We start from the raw sequence: 13942 nt of genomic DNA, 5'->3' as shown, positions 1-13942 counted from the left end.
CCTGTGCAGTGCTGGTGCTGCGGCGGCGGCTCGATGTCGTTGCGGGAAACTGAGAACGCTCTCATTTCCGGAGGGCGCACTCGCCCGAACACGATCGAGTCGCAGTGTGGCACCACGTTGTTAGCGTTCACAAGAGGGATCGGGCGCAGGGGTGCGACTTCGTGAGTAACGTCGTCAGCATGGAGAACGGCGGACCCAGCCGGACAGCGCTCGTCACCGCGTATGCCCGTGCCTACCACCAGATCGCTGACCAGCCACAGATCTTCACCGATCCTCTCGCGGCACGGGTGCTCGGCCATGCCGCGGAAGAACTCCCGAACCTGGGCACGGCCGCGACCGATCGCCTCGGCGGCGCCGTGACGGACCGGCCCCGCCGCCTGTTCTTCGCCACCAGGGCTCGCTTCGCCGAGGACGCGGTGGCGGCGGCCGTCGCCGCCGGTGCGCGGCAGGTCGTGATCCTGGGCGCGGGCCTGGACACCTTCGCCTACCGCAATCCGCGCCGCGATGTGCGCGTCTTCGAGGTCGACCACCCCGCCACCCAGGCGTGGAAGCGAGAACGCCTTGCCACGGCCGGAATCGACAGCCCCGAGACCCTGACCTTCGTGCCGGTCGACTTCGAAACCCAAACGCTGGCAACGGAACTGGAAGCCGCCGGATTCAGGCGGACGGACCCGGCCGTGTTCGTGTGGCTGGGTGTGGTCTACTACCTGACCCCCGACGCCGCCCGAGCCACCCTCGCCTACATCGCCGGTCAGGCCCAGCCGGTCGAGGTGGTCTTCGACTACCTGCGCTCCGCGACCACCGAGGCGGAACGCGCCTACCAACGCGCACGTGCCGAGCGGCTGGCCGCCGTCGGCGAACCCGTGTTCAGCTACTTCACCCCCGACGGCATCGCCGCGCAGTTGCGAGCCCTCGGGTTCACCGGTGTCGAGGACCACTCCGCCGCCGACCTGATCTCCGGTTACCTCGGCGGGTCCGCGGCGTTCGGGGGTGCGCCGACCCCGGCGCTGAACGGGATCCGCATGGTGCGCGCGAGCCGCTGAGGAACATGGCTCCGCACGGCATGCTCTGCCAGGGTCCGGCCTGGCGCGAAGAATTTTTGCCATTCGACGAATTCGATTCTTCGGTGCCTTGACGGTGAGGTGGGAGCGCTGTTAGTACTGTTTGCTGGGAGCGCTCCCGGAGTGTTGGTCTTCACTTCGGCAGTAGGTGGTTTGTTGTTCCGATCCTGAACGAGAACAACTTTGTGGAGATGTCATGGCATCACGGCGAGAGCACTCGGACCACGCGGGTTCGCAGCCCTTGCGCCGGCGGACATTGCTGGCGGCGGGCGTTGCGCTGCCGGCGCTGGCGGTGGCGACACCGGCTGCGGCGGCCACCTCCGTGGTCGTCGAGCCGTCGAAAGTGCAGCAGACAATCCTCGGCTTCGGCGGTATGAACCACACCGTGTGGATCAGCGACCTCACCGCCGCCCAGCGCGAAACAGCGTTCGGCAACGGTGCCGGGCAGCTCGGGTTCACCGTGCTGCGCATCCCCGTCCACGAGAACCGGGCCAACTGGAGCCGCGAGGTCGCCACGGCCAGGCGCGCGGTCGAGCTCGGGGCCAAGGTCATCGCCTCCCCGTGGAATCCTCCCGCCTCGATGACTGAAACGTTCTCCGGAGGAAAACGGCTGCGTTACTCCTCGTACGGGGCTTATGCGCAGCACCTGAACGACTTCATCGCGTTCATGGCGAACAACGGGGTGAACCTGTACGGAATCTCGGTCCAGAACGAGCCGGACTACGCGCAGGAATGGACGGCGTGGACGTCCGGTGAGATCGTCAGGTTCCTGCGCGAGAACGCGGGTGCGATCAACACCAAAGTCATCGCTCCCGAGTCGTTCCAGTACCGGAAGAACCTCTCCGATCCCATTCTCAACGACGGCGCCGCGCTGGCGAACGTGGACATCATCGGCACACACCTCTACGGCACTCGGCCCGCGGACTTCCCCTACCCGCTCTTCCGGGAGAAGGGCGGTGGCAAAGAGCTGTGGATGACCGAGGTCTACTACCCCAACAGCACCGACTCCGCCGATCTTTGGCCACAGGCGCTCGACGTGGGGGAGCACATCCACCGCGCGCTGGTGGACGGCGGGTTCCAAACCTACGTGTGGTGGTACATCCGCCGCTCTTACGGTCCGATGCGGGAGGACGGACAGATCAGCAAGCGTGGCGCCAACATGGCCCACTTCTCGAAGTGGGTTCGTCCCGGCTACTCGCGAATCGCCGCGACCGCGAACCCTCAGTCGAACGTCTACATCTCGGCGTACAAGAGCGGGTCCAGGATCGTGATCGTCGCCGTCAACAAGAACGCATCGCCGGTCGACCACGTCTTCACCATCCGGGACATGGGTTCCGCGACCGCCTCCAGCTGGTTGACGAACGCAAGCGCGAACCTCGCCCACTACGACGACTTCACCGTGTCGAACGGAACCTTCAACACTCAGTTGCCCGCCCGCAGCATCAGGACGTTCGTCCTGAACTGAGCGGCTTGCCGGAGGGTCTTGTCTGCAACCCGCCCGCCGGGCCGTTACGTGGATGAAGGGCGCCTTCCTGCACCTGGTGCGGATGAAGGCGCCCTTCATCCACCTCGCCAGACGCCACGCCTGACCGCGCGATTCCAGTTCAGCTGATCCCGGCGGCGTTCCGCTGGGCCGGTTTTGGCGCTACGGTGCTGGAGCGGGCTGAATCGAAGCGCTTCGACGCGAATTCGACAGGGGCGGTTCGCATCGTGGAGGAGGGGTCGATGACTGGGGTGTGGGGGCGGTCCGGGCGGGCTCTGGTGATCACGCTGGCAGCCGCGCTGGTGATCACGGGGTGCGGGTCGGGATCGGGTGACGACGGGCCGAGGACGCTGAAGCTCTGGCACTACGAGGACCCGGACAGCGCGATGGGGGTCGCCTGGGCCGAGGCGGTCAAGCAGTTCGAGGCGACCCACCCCGGCGTGAAGGTGGCGTTCGAGGCGAAGGGCTTCGAGCAGATCCAGAAGACGGCGCCGATGGTGCTGAACTCCAAGGACGCGCCGGATGTGCTGGAGTACAACAAGGGCAACGCCACCGCCGGTCTGCTGTCGAGGCAGGGACTGCTGACCGACCTCTCCGAGGTGGTGGCGAAGCGCGGCTGGGACAAGCAGCTCGGCCAAGGCGTCCAGACCACCGCACGTTATGACGAGCGCGGCGTGATGGGGTCGGGCAAGTGGTTCGGCGTGCCGAACTACGCCGAGTACGTGATGGCCTTCTACAACAAGGACATGTTCGCGCAGCGGGGCATCGCGGTGCCGACCACGATCGACGAGCTGACCTCGGCGATGGACAGGTTCGTCGCGGCCGGCGTCACGCCGCTTGCCGTCGGCGGCGCCGAGTACCCGGCGCACCAGATCATGTACCAGCTCGCGCTGTCGAAGGCGGACAAGGACTGGGTGGACCGGTACCAGCGGTACACCGGCACGGTGGACTTCCACGACCAGGCGTGGACGTACGGCGCCACCACGTTCGCCGACTGGGTGAAGAAGGGCTACGTCAGCAAGGACTCGGCAGGGGTGAAGGCCGAGGACATGGGTGTGTCGTTCATGCAGGGCAAGCACCCGATCATGATCACGGGCACGTGGTGGTACGGCAGGCTCGCGGCCGGCATCAAGAACTTCCAGTGGGGGTCGTTCCTCTGGCCGGGGCTGACCGCCGGATCCGCGGGCAACATGTGGGTGGTGCCGCAGGGCTCCAAGAACAAGGACCTGGCCTACGACTTCATCGCGATCACCATGTCGCCGCAGATCCAGGACAAGCTCAGGGACGCGGGCGGTGTGCCCCTCGCGGACAGCGGTTCACCGGCGTCCTCGCCGCAGATCAAGGAACTCACCGAGAACTTCAGGACCTTGAGCGCGCAGGACCGTCTGGCCTTCTACCCGGACTGGCCCGCACCCGGTTACTACGACGTGCAGGTGTCCGCGGTGCAGAAGCTGATCACCGGCACGGCCACGCCGCGGCAGGTCCTGGACGAGCTGGCCAAGCCGTACCAGGAGAACCTGGCCAACGTCGGCAAATGATCACGAGAACCGTCCGGGAGCGCGGGTCGTACCTGCTGTTCCTGATCCCCGGTGCGCTGTTGCTGATCGCGGTGATCCTGGTGCCGTTCGTGATGAACGTCGGCATCAGCTTCACCCGCTGGCAAGGTGTCGGCGATCCTCAGTGGACCGGCCTGGACAACTACACGCGGCTGTTCGGCGACAGCACGTTCTGGTCGTCGTTCCAGCACAACCTGGCGCTGGTGGTGGCGATGGCGATCCTGCCGACCGCGGCCGGGCTGGTGGTCGCGGCCGCGTTGTTCGACGTGATCGGCAAGAGGTTCGGACCGCGGGCGGCGAGCGTGCTGCGGGCGTGCGTCTACCTGCCGCAGGTGCTGCCGGTCGCCGTGGCGGGGATCGTGTGGAGCTGGATCCTTGCTCCGCAGGGCGCGCTGAACGAGTTCCTCGGGCTGGCCGGGCTGGGCTTCTTGGCGCAGAACTGGCTGGGTGACCCGGACATCGCGCTGTGGAGCGTGATGGGCGTGCTGCTGTGGATCCAGCTCGGCTATCCGGTCGTGATCTTCATGGCGGGTCTGCAGCGGGCCGATCCGTCGCTGCACGAGGCCGCCGAGCTCGACGGAGCCTCGTGGTGGGGCCGGTTCTGGCACGTGACCGTGCCGCAGATCCGGCCCGAGGTCTTCGTGGTGCTGTTGACCTGCACGATCGCCGCGCTCAAGGTGTTCGGGCCGATCTACGTGCTGACCAGAGGCGGTCCGGGCGGAGCGACGAACGTCCCGTCCTACTTCTCGTTCCAGAACTTCTTCGAGAAGACCCAGGTCGGCTACGGCGCGGCGATCGCGACCGTCCTGACGGTGCTGATCCTCGTCCTCACCGCGGTGTTCCTGAAGGTGCAGAACCGGGGTGAACGCGCGTGAAACGCCATGCCGTGCTCTGGTCGCTGATCGTGCTCGCGGTCGCGATGCTGGCGCCGTTCGTGATCGTGGCCCTGAACGCGCTGAAGACGCCGGCCCAGTACGCGTCCGGCGGTCCGCTGGCGTTGCCCACCGACATCACCTTCCAGGGCATCGCCGACTTCTGGGACCGGGTCGACTTCGGCCGGAAGCTGCTCAACAGCTTCATCATCAGCGGTTCGGTCGCGGTGCTGGCGGTCGTCGTGTCGGTGCTGAACGCGTACGCGCTGGGCATCGGCCGGGTCCGCGGCAGGCTGTGGATCCTGATCGCCTTCCTGGTGGCGAACACGCTGCCGCAGGAGGCGATGGTGTACCCGCTGTACTTCCTGGCCAAGGTGACCGGGCTGTACGACACGCAGCTCAGCGTGATCGTCATCTTCACGATCGTCCAGGCCGCGTTCGGCACCTACCTGTTGACCTCCACCTACGCCGGGTTCCCGCACGAGCTGCTCGAGGCGGCCAGGATCGACGGCGCGAACAAGTGGCAGGTCCTGGTCCGGATCGTGGTGCCGGTCAGCAGGCCCACGCTGGGGGTGCTGTTCGTGTTCTCCTTCATCTGGACGTGGAACGAGTTCTTCCTGCCGCTGGTCCTGCTGATCTCCAACGACACCCAGACCGTTCCGGTCGCGCTGGGCGTGCTGCAGGGGCAGCGGCTGATGGACGCCACGATGACCAGCGCCTCCGCTCTGCTCGGGGTGATCCCGGCCATCGTGTTCTTCCTGATCTTCCAGCGCACCCTCACGCGAGGCATCACCGCAGGCGCGGTCAAGTGAGGCCGCCGGTGTCCACTTCGGATCTATTGCGGGATTTGGTTTCCGCACCGCGAGCCCGGTGAGTGCGGTTGGATGGCCGGTGGAATCTTCGACGAACAGGAGTCCATCTGATGCGTCCATTGGTTCTGGCACTGATGTTGATCCTCGGGCTGGTCACGCCCGCCGCGGCGGCCCCGCCCGAGAAGGTGATCGTGCTGCCCGGCGCGAAGTCGGCCGAGGGCATCACCGAAGGCAGGGGAACGACTTTCTACGCCGGAGACCTCTTCGCCGGCGACATCTACCGCGGCGACGTCAGGCGTGGCACCGCCGGACTGTTCATCGACGCACCGGCCGGCCGCATGGCGGTCGGCATGACCGCCGACCTCCGGCACGACCTGCTCTTCGTCGCGGGCGGATTCACCGGCCAGGCATACGTCTACGACCTGCGAACCGGCACGACCGCTGCGGTGTACCAGTTCGCCGAGGCCAACGCCGGCATGGTCAACGACGTCACGCTGACCACCGACGGCGCCTGGTTCACCGACTCGCTGAAAGCGCAGCTCTACTTCGTGCCGGTCAGCCGTTCCGGCGGCCTCGGTCAGTTCCGCACGCTGGCGCTGACCGGTCCGGCCGGGGACACCAGCGGGTCGTTCAACAACAACGGCATCACCACCTCGCCGGACTCGCGGTCGTTGATCGTGGCGCACACCACCCGCGGTGAGCTCAACAAGGTCGATCCGCGCACCGGCGCGAGCGAGACGATCGCAGGTGTCAGCGTGCCCGGCGCGGATGGCATCGTGCGCGACGGCCGCACGATGTGGGTCGTGCACAACAACCAGGTCAGCCGCATCCGCCTGGACCGCGACGCCACGGCGGGCGTCCTGGAGAAGGTCATCACCAGCCCGACCTTCCAGTCGCCCAGCACCGCGGCGAAGTTCGGCGGCCGGCTGGCGGTCGTCAACGCCAAGTTCGACACCGGCTTGCCGCCCACGGCCGACCGGTACGAGGTGGTGGTCGTCAACAGTTGATCACCGCGACGCGGTGCGGTGGTTCCGGACCGGGAACGCCGGTCGGCACGAGACCGTGTCGGCCGGCGCTCTCATTGCTGCTCAACGGTTCCGCGACTCGGCCTGATCGTCAGGCAATCGCAAGGCGACCGGAAACGCTCACGCCCCCGCGATCGGGTTGGGTACCCCTGGAAACGCTGATCGCGTCCGCGCCGCTGCTCAGCGCACGAGTCGGAAGGTGCCCAATGGTCAACACAGTTGTCGCCGCCGCCCTGGCGATGTCCACCGCCGTCCTCCCGCAGACCGACGTCCCGCCGCCCGGCGCGGTCACCATCGACGTGGCCACCGTCAACGGAACCGGTTGCCCCAACGGCACGGCCTCGGTGGAGGTGTCACCGGACAACACCACCTTCCACGTGGTCTACAGCAGCTACATCGCCCAGGTCGGCGTCGGCGCCCTCCCGACGGACGCCCGCAAGAACTGTCAGCTGAACCTGCGCGTGCACGTGCCGGAGGGCTTCACCTACGGCATCTCCGAGGTCGACTACCGCGGCTTCGTCAACCTCGCACGTGGTGCCACCAGCACCTTGAGATCCAACTACTACTTCCAGGGCTCGCCGCAGACGGTGTACAGGAGCCACAACTGGCAAGGGCCGGTGAGCGACGACTGGCAGGCCACCGACGTGGACTGGATGATCGTCTACCGCCCGTGCGGCGAGAACAGGAACCTCAACCTCAACACCGAGCTGCGGGTCAACGTGGGCACGTCGGACCCGAAGACGACGACGAGCTTCATGGCGATGGACTCGACCGACGCCTACATCGCCACGGACTACCACTTCGCCTGGAAGCGTTGTCCATGACGACAAGTTCCCCGCGCGGTCTTCCGCGAACCGACGACCGCCGTGGCACGCGCCGGATGTCCGGCCCTGCGTGCCACGGCGTCGGCCGGGATCGTCAGGGGCTGGTGACGAACTCGGTGGTGTAGGTCTTGCTCAGGTCGATCTGGTCCTTCTTGGGCTTCACCGCCGGGGAGAACTGGCTGAGCACCTCCAGCACGTTCTTGGCGCCGTCGGCCTTCATCTTGCCGTCGGAGTTGAACATGCCCTTCGAGTCGTTGATCGACTTGATGTAGAGGTCCTTGTTGCCGCCCGCGAAGTCGGCGGGCATCTTCTCGGCGATCTCCGCGGCGCTGTGCGAGTTGATGAACGCCAGGGTCTTCACGAACGCGCCGGCGAGCTTGCGGACGGCCTCCTTGTGCTGCTGCACGAAGTTGCAGTCCATGTACAGCGAGCTGGCCGGGTAGAGCCCGCCGAGCGCGGCCTTCGTGCCCTCCGCGGTCCGCATGTCCAGCAGCACCTTGGCCTTGCCCGTGCTGACGAGCGTGGCGACGGTCGGGTCGGTGGTCATGCCCGCGTCGATCGCGCCGTTGTCGACGGCGGCGACGAACGTCTGGCCCGCCCCCGCCTTCACCCCGGTGTAGTCCGAAGTGGACACCCCGTTCTTGGTGGCCAGGTACTGGGTGAGGAAGTCGGTCGACGACCCCGGGCTGGTGAAGCCCAGCTTGCGGCCCTTGAAGTCGGCAGGGCTCTTGACGGTGTCGGCCTTGGCGGTGGCGACGACCTCCACCTCGCCGGGCACGTCGGCGAACTGCACGACGCTGGTGATGCACTTGCCCTTGGCCTGCAGGTCGATCGTGTGGTCGTAGAAGCCGACCACGCCGTGGACGTCGCCGGAGACGAGGGAGTTCTCGGCCGTGGCACCGGCGGGTTCGGTGAGCAGCTGGACCTTCACCCCGGCCTCGTTGAAGTAGCCGAGCTGCTCGGTCAGCTTCGCGGGCAGGTAGATGACCTTCTCGATGCCGCCGACCATGATCTTGAACTCGGGGTTGTCGGTGCTGACACCGGACGAGGCCTGGGTGCGGCACGCGGTGAGGCTCAGTGCGCCGATGGCGAGCACGGCGACGGTGGCGCGGATCTTCATGACGTTCACTCCGGGGGAAGAGGGGGTCGGGAGGGTCAGATCTGGACTTCCGCGCTGGCTGCCGGCGGGCGCCACTTGAGCAGGCGGTTCTCGGCGAGGGTCAGCAGCCACTCGGCGAGCAGGGCGATCACCGTGATCACGATCATGCCCGCGTAGATGCCCGCGGTGTCGAAGGTGCCCTGGGCGTGGTTGATCAGCAGGCCGAGGCCGCGGTCGGCGCCGGTGAACTCACCGACGACCGCGCCGATGAGGGCGAAACCGAACGCCGAGTGCAGCGAGGCGAGGATCCACGACGTGGCGGACGGTACGACGATCGTGCCGAGCACCTGCACCCGGCCGGCGCCGAGGATGCGGGCGTTGTTGATGAGGTTGCGGTCGACCTCCCGCGCGCCCTGGAAGGCGTTGAAGAACACCGCGAAGAACACCAGCACGAACGCCGTGGCGATCTTCGACGACATGCCGAGCCCGAACCAGACCACGAACAGCGACGCGAGCACGATGCGCGGCACGGCGTTGGCCGCCTTGATGAACGGCGCGCAGATGTCGGCCAGCAGGCGGCTGCGGCCGAGCAGGATGCCGAGCACGACACCGGCGAGCGCGCCGAGCACGAAGCCCGCGACCGCTTCCTGCAGCGTGACGACGATCTGCTCCCAGATGCTGCCCTGGCTGGTGCCGACGGTGAACCAGTCGGCCAGCTTCGCCGCGACCGCGGAGGGCTTGGAGTAGAAGAACGGGTCGATCAGGTAGGTCGCGGTGAGCTCCCAGCTGACCAGCCACGCCACGACGAGCAGGAGCCGGATCGACCAGACCTTGGCCTTGCGCCTGCGGTGCGCGGTGCGCGCGTCCACCGGGGACGCGCTGTCCGCAGTGGACTTCGCCACGGGGTTCACAGTGGACGTCACGGCCGGTTCCTCCAGTACCTGCGTGGTTTCATGCGACACGACGTGCTCCCTGCTCCCGCGCCTTCTCGACCTCTTCGCGCAGCGAGTCCCAGATCTCCCGGTAGATCTCCAGGAACTGCGACGTCAGCCGGACCTCCTCGACCGTCCGCGGCCGGTCGAGCGGGACGGTGAAGGTCGCCTTGACCGTCGCCGGGCTGCTGGTCATCACGACGACCTTGTCGGCGAGCGCGATGGCCTCCTCCAGGTCGTGCGTCACGAACACGACGCCCGCGCCGGTGCCCGACCACAGCCGCAGCAGCTCGTCCTGCATCAACGCCCGCGTCTGCACGTCCAGCGCGCTGAACGGCTCGTCCATCAGCAGGATCGACGGCTCGTTGACGAGCGTCTGCGCCATCGCGACGCGCTTGCGCATGCCGCCGGAGAGCTGGTGCGGGTAGTAGTCCTCGAACCCGCCGAGGCCGACCCGCTGCACCCAGTCGCGCGCCTTCGCGCGGGCGTCCGCCTTCGACTCGCCGCGGTAGCGGGGCCCGGCCGCGACGTTGTCCAGCACCGAGCGCCACGGCAGCACGGCGTCGTTCTGGAACATGTACCCGACACCCTCCGGAATGCCGGTGACGTGCTGCCCGCCGACCAGGACCTCACCCTCCGACGGGGGTTCGAGTCCCGAGACGAGCGACAGGGTCGTGGACTTGCCGCACCCCGTGGGGCCGACGACGGCGACGAACTCGCCGCGGTCCACGGTCATCGTGAGGTCCCGAACCGCCGTGTGCACCCCACCGGTTCCGGTGGGGAAGCGTTTCGTCGCCCCGCGCAGCTCGATCAGTTCCGCCATGCGTGCCAGCTCCCTGGTGTTGCGCCGGTGTTGCTTGGCGGTGAACGGTAGGTGCGCTGCGTCACTCCCCGATGCTTTGTCGCGCAGTACGCGCAACGAACGTAATTCGCGTTTTGCGCTTTTTGCTCTGCGGCCGCGTGGAGTTACCGTCTGGCGCATGACCAGGGCGAAGATGCCGCTCGTCCGCCGGCTGCTGATCCTGCAGATCGGCCTGCTGGCGCTGGTGCTCGTCGTGGGCGCCCTGCTCGGCGTGTGGACCGAGAGCCGCGACCTGTCCAATCAGTACAAGGACCGGGCGCTCGTCGTGGCCGAGGCGGTGGCGTCGGATCCCGGCCTCGGCGACGCCGTGGCGGGTGACCAGCAGCCGCTGGTGCAGGAGCAGGCGGAGCGCGCCCGGATCGCGACCGGCGCCCTGTTCGTCGTCGTGACCGACGAGAACGGCATCCGGCTGGCCCACCGCAACCCGGGCCTGATCGGCGAGCACGTGAGCACCGATCCCAGCGCGGCACTCGCGGGGAACAGGGTCTCCAACATCGAACGCGGCACGCTCGGCCTCTCGGCCCGAGGCAAGGTGCCGTTGCGCGACCACACCGGCACGATCGTCGGCGAGGTCAGCGTCGGCATCAACGCGTCCGAGATCGACAACGCCCGGTGGCGCCAGCTCGGCACCACGGCGTTGTTCGCGGGCGGCGCGCTCCTGCTCGGCGTCGCGGGTGCCGTTCTGCTCGCGCGCAGGTTGAAGCGCCAGACGTTCGGCGTCGAACCGCACGAGCTCGCCGAGCTGATGCAGGAGCACCAGGCGGTGCTGCACGGCATCGGCGAGGGCGTGCTCGCGGTGGACGCGAACGGCCGCGTGTCCGTGTGCAACACCGAGGCGAGGCGACTGCTGCGGCTCACCGCCCCGGTCGGCACGCCCGTCACCGAGCTGGACCTGCCGGTGCCGTTGCGGGAGGCGCTGGAGGCGCGGGAGCGCGTCGACAACCTGATCACCGTCGCCGGGGACCACGTCCTCGTGGCGAACTACCGCGAGGTGCGCAAGGACGGCTACGACCTGGGCGGCGTGCTGACGTTGCGCGACCGGACGGACCTGGAGGCGCTGACCAGCGAGCTGGGCGCCACGCGCGGCCTGACCGACGCGTTGCGGGCGCAGCGCCACGAGTTCGCGAACCGCATGCACACGCTGTCCGGGCTCCTGCAGACGCGGCACTACGACGAGGCGCTCGAGTACGTGACGGCGATGTCGTCCGGGCCGATCACCATGCTCGGGTCCAGCGAGGAGATCAACGACCCGTACCTGCAGGCGTTCCTGTCCGCCAAGGCGTCGGCGGCGGCCGAGCAGGGCGTGCGGCTGGTGCTGGGCCCGTCGAGCTGGGTTCCGTCCAAAGTGGTCGCACCGGTCGAGGTGACCACGGTGGTGGGCAACCTGGTCGACAACGCGCTGCACGCCGCGAGCCACGGCACGCGCCGCCCGGCGACGGTCGAGGTCGACCTGCTGGCCGAGGACACGACCCTGCACGTGGCGGTGACCGACTCCGGAGAGGGGGTCCCGGAACACCTGCGGGACAGCATCTTCACCGAAGGCGTGTCCACGAAGGAGGGTGAGGGGCGCGGCCTCGGACTCGCGCTCACCCGCCAGGCGGCGCGCAGTCTCGGCGGTGACGTCGAGCTGGCGGAGAACAGCGGCGGGGGAGCGCTGTTCCTGGCTCACCTGCCGCAGGTGCTCGAACCCGCAGAGGTACTGGTCGAGGAGGAACTGACGTGACGATCCGCGTCCTCATCGTGGAGGACGACATCAGAGTGGCGAACCTGCACGCCGACTTCGTCCGGCGCGTCCCCGGCTTCGCCGTGGCGGGCCTCGCGCACAACGCCGCCGAGGCCCGCGCCCGGCTCGCCGACACCCCGGTGGACCTCGTGCTGCTGGACAACTACCTGCCCGGCGAGTCGGGTCTGTTGCTGCTGCGGGAGATGACCACGGACACGATCATGCTCACCGCCGTGTCCGACGCCGCCACCGTCCGCGCGGCGTTCGCCGCCGGAGCACTGAACTACCTGGTCAAACCGTTCGACGGGGACGACCTGGCCGACCGGCTCACCGCCTACGCGCGCTACCACGCCCAGCTCTCCCCGGCCGGCCGCACCGCGAGCCAGGCCGACATCGACCGCGCGGTGCGCCTGCTGCACGAACGCGACCGCCGCAACACCCCGAAAGGCATGTCCGCGGCCACGGCCCAGCTGGTCGCCGACGGGTTGCGCTCGTACGGCTCGCCGGCGTCCGCGGCGGAGCTCGCCACCGAACTCGGCATCGCGCGGGCCACGGCGCAGCGGTACCTCACCTCGCTGGTGCGCGACGGCGGCGCGACGATGAGGTTGCGCTACGGCGCCACCGGACGCCCGGAGCACGAGTACAGCTGGGTCGGCGCGGGACGGTAGGTTCGGTGCCGCCGTTCCGCGATCGAGGAGTCCGATGAGTGTCCGCGTCCTGCCGCTGGCAGCACTGTTCCTGGTCGCCGCTTGCTCTGCAGGCGCGGACGACGAGCCCGCGCCGGCGAAGCGGACGGTGGAACGCGCCGCGGTGACACTGCCGCCCTCGCCCGCGGTGCTGGACTACCAGCTCGGCACCGCCTACCAGCCTCCCGCCGGGGTCACCCTGATCGCCCGCGACAGCACGGCCGCTCCCGCACCCGGCGTCCACAACGTCTGCTACGTCAACGGTTTCCAGACCCAGCCGCAGGACCGCGAGCTGTGGCTGACGCAGCGCAAGCACCTGCTCCTCACCGGCTCCGGCGGCGAGCCGGTGATCGACCCGGACTGGCCGGACGAGTTCCTGCTGGACACCTCGACACCGTCCAACCGGGACGAACTGGCCCGCATCACCGGCGAGTCGATCACCCGCTGCGCCGACCGCGGCTTCGGCTCCGTCGAGATCGACAACCTCGACTCCTACTCGCGCTCCGGCGGCCGGCTGACCGTCGACCACAACATGGCCTACGCGGCGTTGCTCAGCGCACGGGCACACGACCGCGGCCTGCCGATCGGCCAGAAGAACTCGGCGGAGGTCAGCCGGCGCGCCCACGACGAGGTCGGCTTCGACTTCGCCGTCACGGAGGAGTGCCACGCCTTCTCCGAGTGCGCGACGTACACCGGCGTCTACGGCGTGCACGTGATGGACATCGAGTACACCGACAAGCTGCGTGGCACGTTCGCCGAGGTCTGCGCGGACCCGGCGACACCGAGGACGACGACGTTGCGCGACCGGAAACTGGTCGGTCCGGACAACTCGAACTACGTCTTCCAGCACTGCTGACCAGGGCCCGGCAAGGTCCTGCCCGGCTCGTTGGTGGCGTCTGCAAGGACTCCGTTCGCGACCTCAGGTGGATGAAGGGCGCCTTCATCCACCTGGTGTTTTAACCAGGGGTGAGTTCCTTGGGGCGGGTCGCCGCGTCAGCGGCGGCCCG

13 protein-coding genes are annotated in these 13942 nt (G+C 68.2%); 10 read left to right on the top strand and 3 right to left on the bottom strand.

Annotated elements, in window-relative coordinates; translation table 11 throughout:
* Positions 1 to 161: 161 nt before the first annotated feature.
* The 7 genes from ABZV40_RS35115 (at position 162) to ABZV40_RS35085 (ending at position 7633) form a co-directional block, all read left to right on the top strand.
* Positions 162 to 1043 carry an SAM-dependent methyltransferase gene (locus tag ABZV40_RS35115; RefSeq protein ID WP_355451653.1) on the top strand — a complete coding sequence of 294 codons (882 nt, stop codon included), beginning with the start codon at positions 162 to 164 and terminating at the stop codon, positions 1041 to 1043.
* A gap of 214 nt (positions 1044 to 1257) precedes the next feature.
* The gene (locus ABZV40_RS35110) at positions 1258 to 2526 is read left to right on the top strand and encodes a glucuronoxylanase (protein ID WP_355451650.1); all 1269 of its coding nucleotides are present in this window, start codon (positions 1258 to 1260) and stop codon (positions 2524 to 2526) included.
* Between the two features lie 260 nt (positions 2527 to 2786).
* Positions 2787 to 4082 carry an extracellular solute-binding protein gene (locus tag ABZV40_RS35105; protein ID WP_355451647.1) on the top strand — a complete coding sequence of 432 codons (1296 nt, stop codon included), beginning with the start codon at positions 2787 to 2789 and terminating at the stop codon, positions 4080 to 4082.
* Positions 4079 to 4975 (top strand): sugar ABC transporter permease, encoded by an 897-nt coding sequence (locus ABZV40_RS35100; RefSeq protein WP_355451644.1) that lies wholly within the window; start codon positions 4079 to 4081, stop codon positions 4973 to 4975. Before ABZV40_RS35105 ends, ABZV40_RS35100 begins: the two co-directional genes overlap by 4 nt.
* The gene (locus tag ABZV40_RS35095; protein ID WP_355451642.1) at positions 4972 to 5784 is read left to right on the top strand and encodes a carbohydrate ABC transporter permease; all 813 of its coding nucleotides are present in this window, start codon (positions 4972 to 4974) and stop codon (positions 5782 to 5784) included. The genes ABZV40_RS35100 and ABZV40_RS35095 overlap by 4 nt, the downstream gene beginning before the upstream one ends.
* 110 nt (positions 5785 to 5894) lie before the next feature.
* Positions 5895 to 6791, top strand: coding sequence for a hypothetical protein (locus ABZV40_RS35090; RefSeq protein ID WP_355451639.1), 897 nt, complete (start codon positions 5895 to 5897; stop codon positions 6789 to 6791).
* Between the two features lie 224 nt (positions 6792 to 7015).
* Positions 7016 to 7633 carry a DUF4360 domain-containing protein gene (locus ABZV40_RS35085; protein ID WP_355451636.1) on the top strand — a complete coding sequence of 206 codons (618 nt, stop codon included), beginning with the start codon at positions 7016 to 7018 and terminating at the stop codon, positions 7631 to 7633.
* 94 nt (positions 7634 to 7727) lie between these two features.
* Here the strand turns inward: ABZV40_RS35085 and ABZV40_RS35080 are convergent, their stop codons facing one another.
* From ABZV40_RS35080 to ABZV40_RS35070, 3 genes are read right to left on the bottom strand one after another with little or no spacing between them, the layout of a single operon-like run.
* Positions 7728 to 8753, bottom strand: coding sequence for an ABC transporter substrate-binding protein (locus ABZV40_RS35080; RefSeq protein ID WP_355451633.1), 1026 nt, complete (start codon positions 8751 to 8753; stop codon positions 7728 to 7730).
* A gap of 35 nt (positions 8754 to 8788) precedes the next feature.
* Entirely contained in the window at positions 8789 to 9643 is an 855-nt protein-coding gene (locus ABZV40_RS35075; protein WP_355451790.1) for an ABC transporter permease, read from the bottom strand.
* Between the two features lie 40 nt (positions 9644 to 9683).
* Positions 9684 to 10487 (bottom strand): ABC transporter ATP-binding protein, encoded by an 804-nt coding sequence (locus ABZV40_RS35070; RefSeq protein ID WP_355451630.1) that lies wholly within the window; start codon positions 10485 to 10487, stop codon positions 9684 to 9686.
* Positions 10488 to 10644: 157 nt separating this feature from the next.
* Here ABZV40_RS35070 and ABZV40_RS35065 point away from each other — a divergent pair, with 157 nt between their 5' ends.
* From ABZV40_RS35065 to ABZV40_RS35055, 3 genes are read left to right on the top strand one after another with little or no spacing between them, the layout of a single operon-like run.
* Positions 10645 to 12249 carry a sensor histidine kinase gene (locus tag ABZV40_RS35065; protein ID WP_355451627.1) on the top strand — a complete coding sequence of 535 codons (1605 nt, stop codon included), beginning with the start codon at positions 10645 to 10647 and terminating at the stop codon, positions 12247 to 12249.
* Positions 12246 to 12917, top strand: coding sequence for a response regulator (locus ABZV40_RS35060; protein WP_355451624.1), 672 nt, complete (start codon positions 12246 to 12248; stop codon positions 12915 to 12917). The genes ABZV40_RS35065 and ABZV40_RS35060 overlap by 4 nt, the downstream gene beginning before the upstream one ends.
* Before the next feature lie 34 nt (positions 12918 to 12951).
* On the top strand, positions 12952 to 13791 hold the full coding sequence (locus ABZV40_RS35055; RefSeq protein ID WP_355451621.1) for an endo alpha-1,4 polygalactosaminidase: 840 nt from the start codon (positions 12952 to 12954) through the stop codon (positions 13789 to 13791).
* Positions 13792 to 13942: the final 151 nt, after the last annotated feature.

It is taken from the genome of Lentzea sp. NPDC004782, from assembly GCF_040609115.1.
Classification (GTDB): domain Bacteria; phylum Actinomycetota; class Actinomycetes; order Mycobacteriales; family Pseudonocardiaceae; genus Lentzea.
Note: the sequence above shows the minus strand (reverse complement) of the source record. Positions and strands in the feature narration are given on the sequence as shown.

What these genes read in the sequence shown, in the direction of transcription:
- ABZV40_RS35110 (WP_355451650.1), top strand. Translation starts at nt 1,258, where the DNA reads ATGGCATCACGGCGAGAGCACTCGGACCACGCGGGTTCGCAGCCCTTG.
- ABZV40_RS35105 (WP_355451647.1), top strand. Translation starts at nt 2,787, where the DNA reads ATGACTGGGGTGTGGGGGCGGTCCGGGCGGGCTCTGGTGATCACGCTG.
- ABZV40_RS35100 (WP_355451644.1), top strand. Translation starts at nt 4,079, where the DNA reads ATGATCACGAGAACCGTCCGGGAGCGCGGGTCGTACCTGCTGTTCCTG.
- ABZV40_RS35090 (WP_355451639.1), top strand. Translation starts at nt 5,895, where the DNA reads ATGCGTCCATTGGTTCTGGCACTGATGTTGATCCTCGGGCTGGTCACG.
- ABZV40_RS35085 (WP_355451636.1), top strand. Translation starts at nt 7,016, where the DNA reads ATGGTCAACACAGTTGTCGCCGCCGCCCTGGCGATGTCCACCGCCGTC.
- ABZV40_RS35080 (WP_355451633.1), bottom strand. Translation starts at nt 8,753, where the DNA reads ATGAAGATCCGCGCCACCGTCGCCGTGCTCGCCATCGGCGCACTGAGC.
- ABZV40_RS35070 (WP_355451630.1), bottom strand. Translation starts at nt 10,487, where the DNA reads ATGGCGGAACTGATCGAGCTGCGCGGGGCGACGAAACGCTTCCCCACC.
- ABZV40_RS35065 (WP_355451627.1), top strand. Translation starts at nt 10,645, where the DNA reads ATGACCAGGGCGAAGATGCCGCTCGTCCGCCGGCTGCTGATCCTGCAG.
- ABZV40_RS35055 (WP_355451621.1), top strand. Translation starts at nt 12,952, where the DNA reads ATGAGTGTCCGCGTCCTGCCGCTGGCAGCACTGTTCCTGGTCGCCGCT.